We start from the raw sequence: 17714 nt of genomic DNA, 5'->3' as shown, positions 1-17714 counted from the left end.
CGTCAGCCGCAGCGGTGGATCTCGGGCAGCGTGTTGGCGTAGGCGGCGTCCGGCTCGGTCGCCAGGCCCGCCAGTGCCGTCTCGCCGACCGCGACCGAGAGGTTGGTGTCGGACGGGGTGAGCGAGCCGTCGACCATCTCCACGCCGTAGCGCGGGTCGATGGTCACCCCGTTGGCGTCCGGCCACGAGGTGAAGATGTCGGTGCCCGCCTGGGTGATCTGGTCGACGGTCGGCTCCTCGAAGCCCTCCGCGACGAGCTGGGCACGGCCCACCTGCTCGAGGATGTCGGTGGCCAGCGCGTTGGCGGTCATCACCTCGACGTAGTCCTCACGGACCTCCTCGGGGAATGCCTCGGCGGCGCGACGACGGGAGGCGAGGTCGCGCTCGTACGTCGCGCCCGGCTCCACGCCGTACTCGTCGGCGATCTGCTCGGCCGTCGACGACAGCGTCATCAGCTGCACGACGCCCTGGCGGACGAAGCCCATCGGCACCACGGTGCCGTTGGCGCTGAACTCGTCGCCGAGCGCGGTGCACACGTGGCCCGAGGCGCGGTCGACGGTGCGGGTGGAGATCGTCTCGTCGCCGACCTCGATCGCCACGCCGGGCTGGGCGCTGCCGCAGCCGGTGAGGACCAGGCCGGAGAGGGCGGCGGCCCCCGCCGTCCGCAGGACGGTTGTCAGACGGGTCTTGCTCACGCGTCACTCCTCGACGACTGGTGCGGCTGCCCGGACTGCCTCGCCTCGGGCGGGTCGATGATGGTGTCGATCACACCACGGGCCCATTCAAGCAGGGCGATGCCCGTGATCGGCCTGCCCCCGACCACGGCGGTCTGCGGGCGCGGCACCAGGATCGTGCTCACCGGCGCCTTGACGATCGACCGGGGGTAGATCCGGTTGAGGCGTACGACGCGCGACTCGGGCAGGTCGACGGGTGCGAACCGCACGTTCTTGCCCGCGAGGGTGATCTCCGAGACCCCGGCCGCCCGGGCCCGGGCGCGGAACCGCGCGACGACCATCAGCGACTCCACGACGGCCGGCGGCTCGCCGTAGCGGTCGACGAGCTCCTCGCGCAGCCCGTCGACGTCCTCGTCGGAGCGCACCTCCGCGAGACGCTTGTAGATCTCGAGCCGCAGCCGCTCGGAGGGGATGTAGTCGTGGGGCAGGTGCGCGTCGACCGGGAGCTCGATGCGGACCTCGTTGACCTCGGGCTCGGCATCGCCCTTGAAGTCCTGCACGGCCTCCCCCACCAGGCGCACGTAGAGGTCGAAGCCGACGTCGGCGATGTGGCCGGACTGCTCGCCACCGAGCAGGTTGCCGGCGCCGCGGATCTCGAGGTCCTTCATGGCGATCGCCATGCCGCCGCCGAGGTCGGAGTGCTGGGCCAGCGTCGCGAGCCGCTCGTGGGCGGTCTCGGTGAGCGGCTTCTCCGCCGGGTAGAGGAAGTAGGCGTAGGCGCGCTCGCGGGATCGGCCGACCCGACCGCGCAGCTGGTGCAGCTGGGACAGGCCGAGGGTGTCGGAGCGCTCGATGATCATCGTGTTGGCGTTGGAGACGTCGAGGCCGGACTCCACGATCGTCGTGCAGACGAGCACGTCGAAGCGCTTCTCCCAGAAGTCGAGCATCACCCGCTCGAGCTGGTGCTCCCCCATCTGGCCGTGCGCCGTCGCCACCCGCGCCTCGGGGACGAGCTCGCGGATGTGCGCCGCGGCCTTCTCGATGGAGTTGACCCGGTTGTGGATGAAGAAGACCTGTCCCTCGCGCAGCAGCTCGCGGCGCACGGCGGCGACGACCTGGCGGTCCTCGTAGGCACCGACGTAGGTGAGCACCGGGTGGCGCTCCTCCGGCGGCGTGGTGATCGTGGACATCTCGCGGATGCCGGTGACCGCCATCTCGAGGGTGCGCGGGATCGGGGTCGCGCTCATGGAGAGCACGTCGACCGAGGTGCGCAGCCGCTTCATCTGCTCCTTGTGCTCGACACCGAAGCGCTGCTCCTCGTCGACGATGATCAGGCCGAGGTCCTTCATCCGGATGTCGGGGTTGAGCAGCCGGTGGGTGCCCACGACGACGTCGACCTCACCGGTGGCGAGCTGGTCGATGACCTCCTTGGCCTCCTTGTCGGTCTGGAAGCGCGAGAGCCCCTTGAGCACGACCGGGAAGCCGCTCATCCGCTCGGCGAAGGTGCTCAGGTGCTGGGTCACGAGCAGCGTCGTCGGCACCAGCACGGCCACCTGCTTGCCGTCCTGCACCGCCTTGAACGCCGCCCGCACCGCGATCTCGGTCTTGCCGTAGCCCACGTCGCCGCACACCAGCCGGTCCATCGGCACGGTGCGCTGCATGTCGGCCTTGACCTCGTCGACGGTGCTCAGCTGGTCGGGGGTCTCGTTGAAGGGGAAGGCGTCCTCGAGCTCGCGCTGCCACGGGGTGTCCGGGCCGAAGGCGTGGCCCTGGGTCGCCTGCCGCGCGGCGTACAGCTTGATCAGCTCGGCCGCGATCTCGCGGACCGCCTTGCGGGCACGGTTCTTGCGCTTGGTCCAGTCGCCGCCGCCGAGCCGGTCGAGGCTGGGCTGCTCCCCGCCGACGTAGCGGGTGACCTGGTCGAGGGTGTCGGCCGGCACGAAGAGCCGGTCCGGCGGAGCGCCCCGCTTGGACGCGCCGTACTCCAGGACGAGGTACTCGCGGGTCGCACCGGCCATCTCGCGCTGCATCATCTCGACGAAGCGGCCGACGCCGTGCTGCTCGTGGACGACGTAGTCGCCGGCCTTGAGCTCGAGCGGGTCGATCTGCTTCTTGCGGCGGGCCGGCATCTTGCGCATGTCGCGCGTGGAGGCCTTCTGCCCGCTCAGGTCCTCGCCGGTGACCAGGGCGACCCGCACGGACGGGTCGACGAGGCCCTGGGTGATGCAGCCGGTGGTGACGGTGACGACGCCGTCGCCGACCGCGTCCAGGCCCGCCGGGACGTCGTGCTCCCCGAGCACCTCGACCATCCGCTCCGCAGGGCCGTGGCCGGGGTGGACGACCGTGACGCGGTAGCCGTCGGCGAGCCAGCCGCGGATGTCGGCGACCGCCCGCTCGAGGTCGCCGCGGTAGGCCTCGGCCGGCTGGGCCTCCAGGGCCCGCGACCGGACGGCGCCGACCATGACGTCGAGGTCGACACCGGCGTCCTCGGGCGTCTCGATGCCGAAGGGGCTCACGCTCCACCAGGCCAGCCGGCGGTCGATGACGTGCTCGCGGACGTCGGCGACCTCGCGGTACGACGCGGTGGACAGGTCGATCGGCGACTGGCCGCCGCTCGCCGCGGCCGCCCAGCTCGCACCGAGGAACTCCTCGCTGGTCGCGACCAGGTCGTGGGCCCGGCTGCGGGCGCGCTCGGGGTCGAGCACCAGCACCGTGGTGTCGTCGGGCATCAGGTCGACCAGCAGCTCCATCTCGTCGACGAGCGCGGGCGCCAGCGACTCCATGCCCTCCACGGCGATGCCGGCCGAGATCTTGTCGGTCAGCTCGAGCAGCTGCGGGTGCGCCCGGCCCAGCTCGGCGGCGCGGCGGCGTACGTCCTCGGTGAGCAGCAGCTCGCGGCACGGCGGCGCCCACAGGCGCTCGACGGCGCCCATGGTGCGCTGGTCGGCGACCGCGAAGGCGCGGATCTCCTCGACGTCGTCACCCCAGAACTCCACCCGCAGCGGGTGCTCCTCGGTGGGCGGGAAGACGTCGACGATGCCGCCGCGGACGGCGAACTCGCCGCGCTTCTCGACCATGTCGACCCGCGTGTACGCCGCGTCGGCGAGACCGCGGACGACGTCCTCGAGGGCGGTGGTCTGGCCGGGGACGAGCTCGACGGGCTCCAGGTCCGCCAGCCCCTTGACCTGCGGCTGGAGGATCGACCGGATCGGCGCGACGACCACCGAGAGCGGCCCGTTGGTCGCGTCGGTGCCGGGGTGGCGCAGCCGCCGCAGCACGGCCAGCCGCCGGCCGACGGTGTCGCTGCGGGGGCTCAGCCGCTCGTGGGGCAGCGTCTCCCAGCTCGGGTAGTGGGCGACGCGCGCCGGGTCGACGAGGTCGACCAGCTCCTCGACGAGGTCCTCGGCCTCGCGCGCGGTCGCGGTGACGGCCAGCACGGTGCGACCCGCCTCCACCAGTCCTCGGATGACGAAGGGACGCACGGCGGCGGGGCCGGTCAGGTCGAGGGTGGCGACGTCGCGGGCGTCGGCCATCGCCTCGGCCAGCACGGGTCCGGCCAGCAGGTCGTCGGCCACACGGGTGAGCGTGGTCATCGGGTCCTCTCATCGGGTCGGCACGACCCGTGGGGGCACGCCGTAGGGCCCCCGTCCAGCGCTGGACGGGGGTGCTGTCGTCCAGTCTACGAAAGCACCGGGGGCCGGGCCGGTTCCGGTGGGTTTGGCCGCCCTCCAGCCGGGGTAGCGTCGCGCCAGCGGGCCACGGGGCCCGCTTCTGTCATCGCGGGCGTCCACGGGCGCCTCTCGAGAAGGGGATACGGGGAAACATGCGCTTCACTCGACTCATCGCCGGCCTGACCACGGCCGGCCTGCTCGGACTGGCACCGGTGGCGATCAGCTCGCCGGCCGACGCCGCCACCACCTACACCACCACCAGCTCGATCGCCGCCAGCGCGCCCGAGGTGACGTACGGCGACGACAGCCTTTCCATCAACGGCGCGGTCACCACGCCAGACGGTGGCAGCGTCTACACGGGCTCGGTGGCCCTTCAGGTCTACTCGGCGAAGAACCCCGTGTGGACGACAATCCAGACCGACGACAGCGCCGGTAGCTACTACTTCTTCGACATCAAGCCCGACTCCAACTCGCTGTACAAGGTCGTCTACAGCGGCATCACCGAGACCAACGGTGATGTGTACACCCCCAGCGAGTCCGCCCCGCTGGCGGTCGGCGTGAAGCGCAAGGCCGTCTTCAAGACCCCCGGCCTCTTCCTGGTCGGCAAGATCAAGCCCGACTTCAAGCGCAAGAAGGTCGTCCTCAAGCGCAAGAAGGGCAAGAAGTACGTCGCGTGGAAGAAGGTCCGCACCAACAAGAAGGGCGTCTTCCGCGTGAAGGCCCCCAACAAGCGCGGCTTCAAGTTCTCGGTGACCATCCCGGCCGACAAGAAGTACTCGGGCTTCACCGACTACTACCAGGTCTACTGAGTCCCGGCTCGACCACCGCACCATCCAGCACCAGCACTCGGCCCCGGAGCAGCGCTCCGGGGCCGAGTCGCGTCCTGGCAGCTCACTGCTCGACCGGAGCAGCCCCGTCGTCCTCGGCCTGCGAGCGGAGGATGCAGAACTCGTTGCCCTCGGGATCGGCCATCACGACCCAGCCGGTGCCCGGGCCCCACTGACCGCGGTGGTCGGCCACCTCGGTCGCCCCGAGCGCGCGCACCCGCTCGACCTCGTCGTCGCGCGAGCCCGAGCGGGGCCGCAGGTCGAGGTGGAGTCGGTTCTTGACCGCCTTGCGTTCCGGCACCTCGATGAAGAGGATCCGGTGCCCCGACCCGGGGTCGAGGATCATGCACTCCTCGTGGCCGGGCAGGTTGGGGTCGCCGTCGACGTCCACGTAGCCGAGCAGCAGCTTCCACCACTCGGAGAGCTCGTAGGCGTGGGTGCAGTCGACGGTGGTGTGCGAGACGAAGGAGGTCATGCCCCCACGGTCGCAGGGAGCACCGACGTCGCCAACCGGGTTGACGAGGGGTCAGTCCGTGCCGTGGGCGCGGACGAACGCGATGATCTCCTCGGCCAGCTCGGGGCGGCAGACGATCAGGTCGGGCAGCGAGGTGTCGGACTCGTTGTAGACCAGGGGCGAGCCGTCGACCCGCGAGCAGTGGAGGCCGGCGGCGCGGGCGACCGCGACCGGGGCGGCGTTGTCCCACTGGTACTGCCCGCCGGCGTGGACGTAGGCGTCGGCGAGGTCGCGCACCACGCTCATGACCTTGACCCCGGCCGAGCCCATGGGCACCAGCTCGGCGTCGATCTCCGCGGCCAGGGCCTCCACGAACGCCGGCGGGCGGGTGCGGCTGACCGCGATCCGCGGCCGGTCGGCCGTGCGGGCCGGCACCTGGCGCGGCGTACCGGTGTTGAACGTCTCGCCCAGCGCGGGCTGGGCCACGGCGCCGGCGACGAGGTCGCCGTCCTGCCAGAGCGCGACATGCACGGCCCAGTCGTCGCGGGGCGGCTCGGAGAACTCGCGGGTGCCGTCGAGCGGGTCGATGATCCAGACGCGGGAGGCCTCGAGACGGACCTTGTCGTCGGTCGCCTCCTCGCTCAGCACCGCGTCGTCGGGGCGGTGCTCGCCCAGCACCCGCGCCAGGACCTCCTGCGCGGCGGCGTCGCCGGCGTCCTTGAGGGCCTTGCCCTCGAGGCCGCGCTCGTCGGCCGCGGCACGCACCTCGAGGAGGACGGCACCGGCCTGTTCGGCCGCCCAGACGGCGAAGGCGTGGTCATCGAGCTGGCTCGGGTCGGTGCCCTGGAAGGTCTCAGTCACGCGGGAAGCCTATCGGTGCCGACCCGGTGCCCACGCGGTGCCGACCTGCAATCACGTCTTGCCGCCGGTGGCGACCGGAGCGACGCCCTCGATGTCGGGACGGCGCCGCAGGATGGCCGCCGCCGCGAGCTGCGAGCTGACGCCCAGCTTGTTGCGCCCCGCCTTGATGTGGCTGCGGACCGTCGTCAGTGCGACGCCCAGGCTGTCGGCGATCTCCGCCGCCGACTCACCGTGGGACACCCGCTCGAGGACGTCGAGCTCGCGCGGGGACAACCGGGACAACCGTCCGGCCATCTCCTCGAACTGACTGGTGATGTCCTCCCACTCCTGGACCATCGACGCGCGCCGCTGCGGGTCGACGACCTCGTCGCCGGCCAGGACGTGCTCGATCGTCTCGACGAGGTCGTCGAGCGAGATCTGGGCGGACAGGACCGCCTCGGCACCGCTGGACATCAGCGCGACCCAGACCATCCCGGTCGGGGCCGAGGTGAGCACGATGCAGCGAGCCGGGCAGGTCGCCACCCGCTCGCGGGCACGACGCAGGTCACCCGGCCCGTCGACGTCGTCGAGCAGGAGCACGAGGTCGTCGGGTCGGACCAGCGAGCGGGCCCACGGGACCCCCTCGTCGGGCAGCCGCAGGCACAGTGCCGGCAGGTCCCGCCCGTGCAGCGCGGCCTGCACGGTCTGCCCCAGCAGGGCGAGCCGGGCAGCCACGTGGATGGTGGGGCGACCGCGATGGGCGGTGCCCCGGGACGGGGGGTGGGTGTGCGACACGTGTCGTCCTCCCGGCATCGGTTGCGCCGGTGTGTCATGGCTGCACACCGGCGTGGTGTGCTTCACACTGTGGTGGTCCTGGAGCGGTCCGCCACCTCGTCATCATGGATCTGGCTCGAATTGGGGACGCCCTATCTGTCTAGCCCATACCACAATTGGGGTAGGGGTTAGAAAATTTTCCTGTACGTCAGCGCGTCGCAGCCCTAAGTTGTGTCTCGCAACACCATGCGAAGTTCGAACGTGATCCGGGGGCCGGGGGGCTGATCGATCGAGTCGGACATCGCATCCACGAACGCCCGCACAGTGGTGGCCTTGGGGGGTCCATCTGCGCGTCTCCCCGGTAAGCACTGATCTCGGGGGAAGGTTCGAATCAGGTGACGATGCCTTGGTTGAGCCGTCAGACGCTGGGCGGCCCGCTGTACATCGCGGCAGCAACAGCAGCAGCAACGGCGGCAGTAGTGGTGAGCATGACCCGGGACGACTGGGTCGTCCCGCCGACGCTTCTCGTGGGGACGGCGGCCACGGTCCTGGCCCTCGCGGCCTCGATCCTCTTCTACGTCACGTGGCGGGTCGCGCCGACGGTGACCCACGGGTGGTGGGCCTGCGCCGCACTCTTCGGGTGCACCCAGGCCCTCGCCGTGCCGAGGGCCGGGGTCGTCGACCCCGGCGAGCTCGCCTCGCGACCCGGCTGGCTGATCCTCGCCAACCTGGTCTCGGCGCTGTTGATCCTCGGGCTCGTGATCGCCGGGACCCGGGCCACCCGCGTCCCGGACCCGCTGGTCCTCGGACTCTCGCTGGGCGTCGCCATGGCGGTCGGGCGCATCGCCGTCACCGACCTGCCGGCACTCGACGGCCCACCGTGGGTGCTGGACGTGATGACCGCAGCGGTCACCTCCCTCCACGTGCTGGTGGTCGTCGTGCTGCTGCGCCACCCCGTGGCCCGCGGCTGGACGACACCACGCGTCCTCACGCTCTTCCTCCTGCTGGGCTCGGCCAACCTGGCGCAGGCGCCCGTCGTCCACGGCCCCTGGGTCGAGGGTGCGGTGGCGGTCGCCCAGCTGGTCGGCGCCTGCCTGTTCCTCAGCGTCTCCTTCGCACTGCTCCGTGACTTCCTCCTGCAGCAGGAGCTGGCGACCTCCGACCTCCACCACCGCCTCGAGGAGGCGGAGGCCGTGGGACGTGACGGCAAGGAGCGCCTGCACGAGATCCGCAGCACCGTGGCCGGCATCAGCAACGCCTCCCGCCTGCTCCACGAGGGCAAGGTGGCACCGGCGACCCGTCGACGGCTCGACGACAACATGCGCACGGAGATGTCACGTCTCGAGCGGCTGCTCGACAACCGGCAGCCCACGCTGCCCGAGCCGGTCGACCTCGACGCCACCATCGACCCGTTGCTCGAGCTGCACCGGGCCCGGGGCCGCCGCATCATCTGGCAGCCCACGGGCCTCACCGTCCGCGGCCGTCGTGACGACATCGCCGAGGTCATCAACATCCTCCTCGAGAACGCCGCCACGCACGCGGCCGACACCGAGAGTCGCATCGACGTCACCCGCGACGAGGACAACGTGGCGATCCGGGTCGCCGACAGCGGCCCCGGCATCCCGCCCGAGGTCCGCGACGGCATCTTCGAGTGGGGCGTCCGCGGCGACAGCTCGGCGGGACAGGGCATCGGCCTCAACGTGGGCCGTCGTCTGCTGTCCGAGCAGGGTGGGTCCCTGACCCTCGCCGATCCCCTCGAGCCCGGCGCCACCGTGCGCTCGCCCACCGGGGCGACGTTCGTCATCCGACTGCCCGCCGCACGGAAGGGTGACTGACATGGCCGACCCGACGGCCTCGGCCAAGTCCCGCAGCCGGGTCCTCATCATCGAGGACCACACCCTCTTCGCCGAGTCGCTCGAGGTGGCGCTGTCCCTCGAGGGGTACGACGTGCGGCGGCTGCCGTTGCCCGAGGAGGGGGGCTCGCTGGCGACCCTGCGGTCGACGGCCCTGCGCATCAACCCGCGCATCGTGCTCCTCGACCTCGACCTGGGCCGCTTCGGGGACGGGTCCGCGCTCATCGCTCCCCTCTCCCGCGCCGGCGCCAACGTGGTCGTGGTGACCTCGTCGACCGACCAGGCCCGCTGGGGCGGGTGCGTGCGCAGCGGCGCCCGCAAGGTGCTCTCCAAGAGCGGTCCCCTGCAGGAGACGCTGGCAACGGTCCGCCGGCTCCACCAGGGCCTCCCGGTGATGACCTCCGACGAGCTCGAGCGGCTCCTCGACGCGTGGCGCAACGAGCGCATGGCCACCGATGTCATGCGCCGTCGCCTCGAGCTGCTCACGCCACGCGAGAGGCAGGTCCTGGGGGCCCTGATCGAGGGGCACAACGTCCGTGACATCGCGCGCAAGAGCGTGGTGTCGGAGGCGACCGTGCGGACCCAGGTGAAGTCGATCCTGGGCAAGCTCGAGGTCTCCTCGCAGCTCGCGGCGGTCGGCCTCGCGCACCACGTCGGCTGGCACCACCCGCTCTGAATCCCCCATTCCAGCAGGGCTTTGCCGCATTTGCGGCATGCCACCCCGGCCGGGCTTCCATAGGCTCGAACCAACGCATCGTGCACGGTCGGGGAAGGGTTGGGCGGATGGCGGAAGTTTCTGTGCCCCCAGTGGGCGAGCTGGTCAGCGGGTTGCCGCTGCCACCCTCGCCACGGGTCGCCCACCACGACGCGGTCGTCCTCGCGGACGTCCCCCGAATCGCCTCCACCGCGCGGTGGTTGCGACCGGCCGTCGACATCGCGTCGGGACTGCTCGCCCTCGCCGTGGTCAGCCGGGTCGGTCCCACCGTCCAGCCCGCGGTCCTGGCCGCGGTGGCGCTCGCGTGGCCGCTGCTCCTCGCGGGCAACGGCTTCTACGTCAGGCGTCCGCTCGGTGATCCGTGGGGCACCCGCCTCGGACGCGTCCTGCGCGCCGGCGCCACCCTCGGGATCGCGTGCTGGCTGGCTGGTCTCGTTGCCGGGGCGGCGGTCGACCCCGAGGTCATGGTCCCGGTCGTGGCGACCCTCACGCTCGCCGCGCTGGTCAGTGGACTCGTCCCGCTGCCCGGTGAGACGACGACCCGGATCGTGCTCGCCGGACACCCCGAGGACGTCCGCTCGGCGATGACCGAGCTCGCCTCCTCGCGTCGCTACGTCGTCGCGGCCGCCTGCGTCTCGGCCAGTCCGGCGCAACCCCTGGGAGCCCTGCCGGTCCAGGTGGGGGTGGCCGCGGCCGCCGACGTCGCGGCGCGGTCGGGCAGCGATGCCCTCCTGGTCCTCCCCGGACCCGAGCTGACCCCCGCCACGCTGCGCCGGCTCGAGTGGGGAGCCCACAGCTCCGGGGTCCCGCTGTACGTCGGCACCGGGCTGCTCGACGTCTCCCCCACCCGCGTCTCGGTCGTCCAGGGCGCAGGACTCGACGTCATGCAGGTGCGCGCCGCCCCCGCCCGTGGGCCCCGTCGGCTCCTCAAGGGTGCCGTCGAGCGAGTGCTCGCCCTCCTCGCGCTGGTCGTCCTGTCCCCCGTCCTGCTGCTGGTCTGGGCGCTCGTCCGCGCCGAGACGACGGGCCCCGGACTCTTCCGCCAGACCCGCGTGGGACGCGGCGGCACCGAGTTCACCATGGTCAAGTTCCGCACGATGACGACGACCGCGACCGATGACCTGGCCGAGCTGACCGAGCTCAACCAGGTCGAGGGCGGTGTCCTCTTCAAGATCCGGAGCGACCCGCGGATCACCCGGCTCGGAGCGATCCTGCGTCGCTACTCGATCGACGAGCTCCCACAGCTGTGGAACGTCGTGACAGGCCAGATGTCCCTCGTGGGGCCACGTCCGGCCCTGCCCCAGGAGGTCGAGCGCTACGACTTCGACCCGCGACGTCGACTCGCCGTCAAGCCGGGCATCACCGGCCTGTGGCAGGTGTCCGGCCGATCCGACCTGAGCTGGGCGGAGTCGGTGCGGCTCGACCTGCGCTACGTCGACAACTGGTCGCTCGCCCTCGACGTGGCGATCCTTTGCCGGACCATCCGCGCCGTGATGGGCCACCGCGGGGCCTACTGACTTCCCTCACCCCCCGGACCGGAACCCCCGCTCGAGCCCAGCCGTCGCTCGCGTGGGGGTTTCGTCCGTGGGCACGACCCGGGCGCCGCGCCGGGCCGCGGCCCAGGGCTCGCTCCGACGCGGTCCCGCGCTCGCCACCGACACCTCAGGCACCGGCACCGGCACCGGCGTCAGCACCAGCACCCGGGCCCGCCGGTACGGCAACAGGCCCGCCGATCGCGTGGAGACGCGGTCGGCGGGCCTGCCGTGGTCGAGCGGGTCCTGCTGCCAGCTACCAGCCCCAGGCCTCGCCGAGCCGCAGCCCGAGCGTGCGCTCCAGCGAGGCGATCTCCGGTGCCAGGGCGTTGCGCACCGTGGTGACGTCGGCCGGGTCCGGCCGCACCGCGGCACGGTCGATGGGACGGTAGAGCGTCCGGTGGACGAGCGGCGAGCGCTTGACCGCTCCCACCAGCTTGGCGCCGTCGTGCTCGCGCACCCAGTCGGCGCTGCGACGAGCCAGCGATGCGAGGTGGACCGACCGGGCCTTCGCGGCCGGCAGGCGCGCCTCGAGGTCCTTGCTCGACAGCGGCATCCGCTCGATCTCCAGGAAGCCCGTTACGGAGTCGAGGAAGGCCTGCGGGTCGGCCGCCAGGTCGTCGAAGAGGGCGACGTGCACCATCTCGCGGGGCAGGTGCCGCAGGAAGCGGTCGAGGCCGGTCGCGTAGCGACCGTGCTCGAGGAGCTCGGGACGACTGCGCAGGGCCTCGCCGAACGTGTCCGGACCGATCCCGTGCTTGCGCATGTAGAGGTACGACGACCAGGCGCGCTCGACGGGGTCGCGCAGCGACACCATGATCCGTACCGGGCCGAGGGTCTCGTGGATGCGGTCCGCCGCATCGGGGTGGAACAGGTAGTCCTGGCAGACCTCGCCCACGACCGCCTCGTCGCGCGCGTCGCGGAACTGCGCGGCGTACCACGACAGGCCGCGGTCGTAGTAGCGGTCGAAGTAGTAGAGGTCCTTGGCCGGAGTCAGGTAGACGTCCGGGTGGCCGAGCAGGATCTCGTGCAGCCAGGACGAGCCGGCCTTGTCGGGTCCGACGTACAGGAAGTTGGGCAGCCGGCTCATGACAGTCCCCGTCCGAGGCGACGCGACATGGACAGCATGTGACGGGGCTCGATGCCCGGCCCGGCGACCGCGAGGGCGAGCCAGGCGTGCGGCGCCGCGGGGTAGCGGCACAGGGCACGACCGGCGATGCGCGCCCCCCGCCGCCGCTCACCGGCGGCGGCGCGGGCGTAGGCGATCTGGCCGAGCATCCGGGCGTGGCCGCGCCTGCGGTCCGCGAAGTCCGGGTGCTTCTCGAGGAGGTACTCCAGCGCGGTGGCGGTGTTGAGCCACTTGTCGCGGAACCAGGACGGGACGTCCTTGCGGATGTCGGCCAGGATCTCCTGGACCGCACCCACCCGGCCCGCCCGGCTCGCGCGCAGCAGCCAGTCGTAGTCCTCGCCGTGCCCGAAGGGCAGCTCCTCGTCGTACAGGCCGGCGACGTCGAAGGCGGAGCGGCGCATCATCAGCGTCGAGCTGTGGAGCTCCTTCACGCGGTTCTCGAGCAGCCGCTCGTGCGTGACGAGGGGTTCGCGGGCCGGCCACTCGACGTCGCCGCGCTCGCCCATCAGCAGCCGGATCCCTGAGCCCACGGCCAGCAGGCCAGGGTCGGCGAGGAGGCGCTCGACCTGGAGGCGCACCTTGGCGGGGTACCAGAGGTCGTCGTCGTCGCAGCTGGCGACGAAGTCGGCCTCCGACAGCAGGACCCCGGTGTTGCGGGCACCGCACAGGCCGCCGGTGCGGGTGTTGACCATAGGGACGATCCGACGTCCTGGCCGCGACAGGTCGGCCAGGCTCTGGTCGGCCTCCTCGCGGTCGTGGACGACGAAGACCTCGAGCGGGCCGGCGTAGTCCTGGGCCACGATGGCGGCCAGGGTCTCCAGCAGCAGGGCCGGACGGCCGCGGGTCGGGATCACGACGGTGACCAGCGCGGCGTGCTCCGCCCCCTGGTCGCCGCTCGTCGATGTCGGCTCGTTCACCGTGTGCTCCTTGCTTCGTGTGGATCGCTGGTGGTGGTCGCGGCGGTGGCGCGCGTGGTCGCGGAGTAGCCGTAGGCCGCCAGGAGGGGCAGCGTGAGGGCGGTGACGACGGCCCGGTCCCGCGTCGGCATCTGGGTGGTCCACCGGTCGTCGCGGCGGAGCTCGACGGAGCCGGAGCTGAACCTCCCGGGATTGCCCGACAGCCCGTGGCTCGGCCCGAGGACGGTCCGCCCCGCCTCGACGACCGGGAGGTCGGCGGCGGTGAGCGGGACACCGAGCGCCCCGGTCGCGGCGACCAGGGCGGCGGTCGGGTCGGCGACGAAGTCCTCGTAGCGCAACCGGGCGGACGGGACGCGACCCAGGGTCGCGATGGCCGTCATCTCCAGCTGGAGTGCGCTCCACTGCGCGGCCGAGCGGTGGGCCGCGATGCGCCACATCTCCTCGGTGCCGCCGGTGGCGTGCGGTCGCTCGACGTGGCGCTGCCACGACCAGGCCACGGCCCGGGGGTCACGCACCACGTTGAGCACGCGCAGGTCCACACCGGGCGCCCCGGCGAGGGCCATGCCCAGGGCCGGCCCCTTGGAGGCGTCGACGACGACGGAGGCGCCCGAGACCTCGGCGGCGGCCCGGTAGATGCGCGCGTAGTCGGCGCGCAGCTCGGCGAGGGGCCCCGACGGGCTCCGCCCGGCCAGGAGCCCCGGCAGGTGCCGCTGACGGGCGGCGGCGCGCTGTCCGCCGCTCAGCCGGGCGAGCACCTGGGGGGTCCACCCGCCGAAAGCGGTCTCCCCCACGGCCGTCCAGAAGGGGCAGGACGAGAACGCCTGCCCGCACCCGCACCGCTCGTCGGCGGGGGCGACCGAGCGAGCCAGGTCGACCAGCTCGCCGATGTTGACCCATCCCGTCGCAGCCCCCAGCATCCGCTCGACGAGCGTCGATCCGGAGCGGCCGAAGCCCCCCAGGTACACGGTGGTGACGCGCACGTTCTCTTCCTCTCGGCCCTGCACTGCCCCCCGGCGGCCGCGCTGTGCGCCCAGACTGGTGGTTGCCGGACGCCGGTTCGGTACCCCCCAGCGGAAGTCCCCCATTCGGGGTACGACCGCGCCAGCCGGTCCAGCGCGGTCCCTCAGCCGGCGGCGCGGAACAGGCGCCCGTGGCGCCACCGGTGCGTGTCCACCAGGCTGTCGAGCTCGGCCGCGGCACGTGCCCGGGCGATGTCCCGGTCCTCCGTGGCCGACCGCACGGACCGCAGCAGCGGCTCCGGCACGAGGCCGCTCTCCAGCTCTGCGTGGAAGGTCTCGGGCGAGGACACGAGGCGTACGACGCCCGATCCACCGGCGAGCGAGGCGAAGCGCTGCTGGTGCCCGTCGACGTGCTCGCCCAGGAGCGGGTCGCGCGGGATGCAGAGTGGCACGTGCCCCGCCTCGCGGGCGTCCATGATGGTGCCCGGCCCGCCGTGGCAGATGACCAGCGCGGCCTCCTCGAGGAGCGCGACGAGCCGGTCATGGGAGAGGAAGTCGTAGCCCTCGGCGACCCGCGGCGGGCGGGTGGACCCGTGCTGGATCACGAACCGTACGTCGCCGCGGCGCTCGGCCGCGGCGTCGACCCACTGCACCATCCGCTCGAACGGGTGGTGGTCGGTGCCGGTGAGGGCGATCACGAGGGACGTCACAGCAACGGCCCCACGAGGCGCGCGTCCGGGTAGAACTCCAGCTGGCTCTGCCACTGGACGATGCGACGCGTGGTGAAGGGGCCGCAGAGGCGCCCCGTCATCGTCGGGCTGTCGAACCGGTCGTAGACCTCGATGAAGACGGTGGGGATGTCGAGCGCCCAGGCCGCGACGAAGAAGGGGACGGCCACCCCGGCGCCGGCGCTGACGACGAGCGAGGGGCGCTCCTCGCGCAGCAACCGCATGGCGAGGACCGCGTTGCGGGCCAGGTTGGGCACGTTGCGGGTCGTAGGTGAGTGCGAGTGCACCACGCGCTCACCGTCCAGGCGGTCCACGACGTCGGGGGTGTCGGGACACACCCAGAGGCGGTCACGCCCCTCCCACCACGAGCGCAGTGCGAGCAGGTGCGCGAGGTGGCCACCCTGGGTGCTCACCAGGAGCACGGGGCCGGTCATCGTGCCGCTCGTCGAGCAGGGGCGCTGCCGCGCCCTCCGACCTGGCACACGTGAGTTGTCTTCATGGTCGTGTCATCTTGATGACGAGCGACCGCCGCGACGACGTACGATCCCGGATTCCTCGATTTTGGGGGCAGTGCCCGCGCCGCCGGTCTGCGCCCCCTCCGGGCCGCCGTCCCCAGTTTGGGGGACCTGCCCCGGATGCCCCGGTACGGCGGGACCGCGGCGCCTAGGTTCGACCCATGGTGATCGCCCGTCGCGACCTTCTGCGCCTGGGCGCGGCCGCTGCGACCTCCGTCGCCCTGTCGTCCTGCTCAGGCGCCCGACCGGACAGTGCGCCGGTCGCCACGCGGGCGCCTCGTCCCACCACGACGACATCGGTCGCGCCGGCGCCGGTGGCGACCGGGCCGGCCCACCTCCCGCCGGGCAACCTCTACTTCGGGGCCTCGCTCCCCTACAACCGCTCGCTCGACGCGTGGGAGCAGGACCTCGGTACGACCCTGGCGCTCAACCGCACCTACTTCCACCCCGAGCGCAACGACTCGGCCAACCTGGTGCGCCGTTGTCGCGACGACGTCTCGCGCGGTCGCCTGCCGCATGTCTCGACGAAGGCCCCCACCACCTGGCGGGGGGTCGCCGACGGCGAGGTCGACGACTGGCTGACCAGCATGCTCCGCCCCCTGGGCGAGGTGGGAGGCGGCGTCATCTTCACGCTGCACCACGAGCCCGAGAACGACGCCGGGGCGCCGGGCATGCTTCCCGTCGACTACGTGGCGATGCAGCGCCGAGCGATCGCGCTGGCCGCCGCTCTGGCGCCGGATGTCACCGTCGTACCCGTGCTCGGGCACTGGACCTTCGACCCGGTCCGCGACGACGCCGACCCGATGGCGTGGATCGTGCCCGAGGCGGCCGTGATGGGCCTGGACATCTACAACCCCTGGTCGCCCACCAACGGCAAGCCCTGGCGTAGCTTCGGGAGCAAGGCGGACGAAGCGCTGGCGTGGCTGGGCGACACGGCGATCGCCATCGGGGAGTACGGCTGCCGCGACGACCCGGACAACCCCGGCCTCGCGGCCGAGTGGCTGCGCGACGCGGCACAGTACGCCCAGGAGCACAACATCGTGTCGATGTCCTACTTCAACTCCCACATGAACGCCCCCGACGGCACCTGGGAGCTGCGGGGCAGCGCCGAGGACGCCTTCGCCGAGCTGCTGGCCTCCGACTGGGTGGCCCGCCTCGCCTGACTGTGACGTCTCACGCGGAGGGTGCGATCCTCAGGTAGACGTCGTCGATCCGACCGTGGAACTGGTCGTCCTGCTCGCCCAGCCCCGGGCTCCCGATCCTGATCGGCCACTCGCTGTCCACCGAGCCGGTCTCCCCGTCCTCCCGGTCGACCACGCCGTCGACCTCGATCTCGACACCGCTCCCGTCACGGCGGCACACCACCCGGTGCCACGCTGAGTCGGCGACCGACACCGCCGACCTCACGAGGACCTGGTCGTCACCCGACCGCACGACGCAGCTCGGCCGCCCCTCGAGGCTGTCGACCTGGAGCTTCCACAACCCGCCCTCGGTGTCGAACCGGCCCCGTTGCACGATGTTGGACCCGGTGGTGGTCTGGTCTGGCGCCACCCACACGGCGGCACCGAACTCGAAGTCGGCGGTCCCGGCGTCGAGTGCGGGATCGGGCGGGACCTCGAGCATGGCGCGCGGGCAACCGGTCGTCGGTTCGCACTTCTCGGGGAACGCCACGGCGTCACCGCGCCCGTCCGCACCCGCGACGACCTCGACGGTCCCGTCGTTGGCCGTCACGACCAGGGCCGCGAACCCTCCGCCGACGGCGTCCGGGAACTCCGTCTCGCCCCGGAAGGTGAGCCGCTGCTCCTCGAAGGAGAGCCACATCGTGGCGTCGGAGAGGTCGGAGGTCGGCGCGGTCGTCGGTGCCGGATCCGCACCCCCGCCACCGTCGTCGCCGGGGCCGCAGCCGCTCGTGGTACACGCCAGCAGCGCCACGACGGCCGCCACCGATGCCCTTCCCCGGATGCAGTGCCGGGTCCCCCGTCGTGCAGATGACACGTGCCCTCTTCTCGTTCGTACCCCCAAATTGGGGATGGATCCTGCAGTTGCCACCACGGTCCCCCCGCGCGATTAGCGTCTGGTCCGCAGCCCGTTCGACGGCGAACGGAATCGGGGTGCTCACTAGGTCC

Annotated in this window: 16 protein-coding genes; 5 read left to right on the top strand and 11 right to left on the bottom strand. The window is 72.2% G+C overall.

Features of this window, described 5'->3' with window-relative positions:
• Positions 1-2: 2 nt before the first annotated feature.
• Entirely contained in the window at positions 3-695 is a 693-nt protein-coding gene (locus tag DAE25_RS03375; protein ID WP_107764770.1) for a hypothetical protein, read from the bottom strand.
• Positions 692-4267, bottom strand: a complete 3576-nt coding sequence (mfd, locus tag DAE25_RS03370) for a transcription-repair coupling factor (protein WP_107764769.1) — start codon at positions 4265-4267, stop codon at positions 692-694. The genes DAE25_RS03375 and mfd overlap by 4 nt, the downstream gene beginning before the upstream one ends.
• Positions 4268-4497: 230 nt before the next feature.
• On the opposite strand from mfd, the gene DAE25_RS03365 reads away from it, so the two are divergent.
• Positions 4498-5154 carry a hypothetical protein gene (locus DAE25_RS03365; RefSeq protein ID WP_107764768.1) on the top strand — a complete coding sequence of 219 codons (657 nt, stop codon included), beginning with the start codon at positions 4498-4500 and terminating at the stop codon, positions 5152-5154.
• Positions 5155-5236: 82 nt separating this feature from the next.
• Here DAE25_RS03365 and DAE25_RS03360 read toward each other — a convergent pair whose 3' ends face one another.
• From DAE25_RS03360 to DAE25_RS03350, 3 genes are read right to left on the bottom strand one after another with little or no spacing between them, the layout of a single operon-like run.
• Positions 5237-5647: a VOC family protein gene (locus tag DAE25_RS03360; RefSeq protein WP_107764767.1), complete on the bottom strand. Its 411-nt coding sequence runs from the start codon at positions 5645-5647 to the stop codon at positions 5237-5239.
• Positions 5648-5698: 51 nt separating this feature from the next.
• The gene (locus DAE25_RS03355; protein WP_107764766.1) at positions 5699-6487 is read right to left on the bottom strand and encodes a 3'(2'),5'-bisphosphate nucleotidase CysQ; all 789 of its coding nucleotides are present in this window, start codon (positions 6485-6487) and stop codon (positions 5699-5701) included.
• Between the two features lie 51 nt (positions 6488-6538).
• Entirely contained in the window at positions 6539-7261 is a 723-nt protein-coding gene (locus DAE25_RS03350; RefSeq protein ID WP_159083549.1) for a helix-turn-helix transcriptional regulator, read from the bottom strand.
• Positions 7262-7650: 389 nt separating this feature from the next.
• On the opposite strand from DAE25_RS03350, the gene DAE25_RS03345 reads away from it, so the two are divergent.
• From DAE25_RS03345 to DAE25_RS03335, 3 genes are all read left to right on the top strand, one after another.
• Positions 7651-9075, top strand: coding sequence for a sensor histidine kinase (locus DAE25_RS03345; RefSeq protein ID WP_159083548.1), 1425 nt, complete (start codon positions 7651-7653; stop codon positions 9073-9075).
• 1 nt (position 9076) lies between these two features.
• Entirely contained in the window at positions 9077-9769 is a 693-nt protein-coding gene (locus DAE25_RS03340; RefSeq protein ID WP_107764763.1) for a LuxR C-terminal-related transcriptional regulator, read from the top strand.
• Positions 9770-9876: 107 nt separating this feature from the next.
• Positions 9877-11325 carry an exopolysaccharide biosynthesis polyprenyl glycosylphosphotransferase gene (locus DAE25_RS03335; RefSeq protein WP_107764762.1) on the top strand — a complete coding sequence of 483 codons (1449 nt, stop codon included), beginning with the start codon at positions 9877-9879 and terminating at the stop codon, positions 11323-11325.
• A 271-nt stretch (positions 11326-11596) separates the two neighbouring features.
• Here DAE25_RS03335 and DAE25_RS03330 read toward each other — a convergent pair whose 3' ends face one another.
• The 5 genes from DAE25_RS03330 to DAE25_RS03310 form a co-directional block, all read right to left on the bottom strand.
• A complete protein-coding gene (locus DAE25_RS03330; protein ID WP_107764761.1) occupies positions 11597-12430 on the bottom strand; it encodes a sulfotransferase family protein in 834 nt (277 codons plus the stop codon).
• A complete protein-coding gene (locus DAE25_RS03325) occupies positions 12427-13386 on the bottom strand; it encodes a glycosyltransferase family 2 protein (protein ID WP_159083547.1) in 960 nt (319 codons plus the stop codon). The genes DAE25_RS03330 and DAE25_RS03325 overlap by 4 nt, the downstream gene beginning before the upstream one ends.
• The gene (locus DAE25_RS03320; RefSeq protein ID WP_159083546.1) at positions 13383-14366 is read right to left on the bottom strand and encodes a sulfotransferase; all 984 of its coding nucleotides are present in this window, start codon (positions 14364-14366) and stop codon (positions 13383-13385) included. The genes DAE25_RS03325 and DAE25_RS03320 overlap by 4 nt, the downstream gene beginning before the upstream one ends.
• 143 nt (positions 14367-14509) lie before the next feature.
• A complete protein-coding gene (locus DAE25_RS03315; protein ID WP_107764758.1) occupies positions 14510-15055 on the bottom strand; it encodes a glycosyltransferase in 546 nt (181 codons plus the stop codon).
• A complete protein-coding gene (locus DAE25_RS03310; RefSeq protein ID WP_107764757.1) occupies positions 15052-15507 on the bottom strand; it encodes a glycosyltransferase family protein in 456 nt (151 codons plus the stop codon). The genes DAE25_RS03315 and DAE25_RS03310 overlap by 4 nt, the downstream gene beginning before the upstream one ends.
• A gap of 242 nt (positions 15508-15749) precedes the next feature.
• On the opposite strand from DAE25_RS03310, the gene DAE25_RS03305 reads away from it, so the two are divergent.
• A complete protein-coding gene (locus DAE25_RS03305; RefSeq protein WP_107764756.1) occupies positions 15750-16751 on the top strand; it encodes a hypothetical protein in 1002 nt (333 codons plus the stop codon).
• Positions 16752-16761: 10 nt separating this feature from the next.
• On the opposite strand, the gene DAE25_RS03300 is transcribed toward DAE25_RS03305, so the two are convergent.
• Complete coding sequence (locus tag DAE25_RS03300; protein WP_159083545.1) at positions 16762-17583, bottom strand: LamG-like jellyroll fold domain-containing protein; 822 nt, start codon at positions 17581-17583, stop codon at positions 16762-16764.
• Positions 17584-17714: the final 131 nt, after the last annotated feature.

Source organism: Nocardioides terrigena, from assembly GCF_003047265.1.
GTDB lineage: Bacteria > Actinomycetota > Actinomycetes > Propionibacteriales > Nocardioidaceae > Nocardioides > Nocardioides terrigena.
The sequence above is the reverse complement of the archived record's forward strand: the minus strand, read 5'-3'. Positions and strand labels throughout refer to the sequence as shown.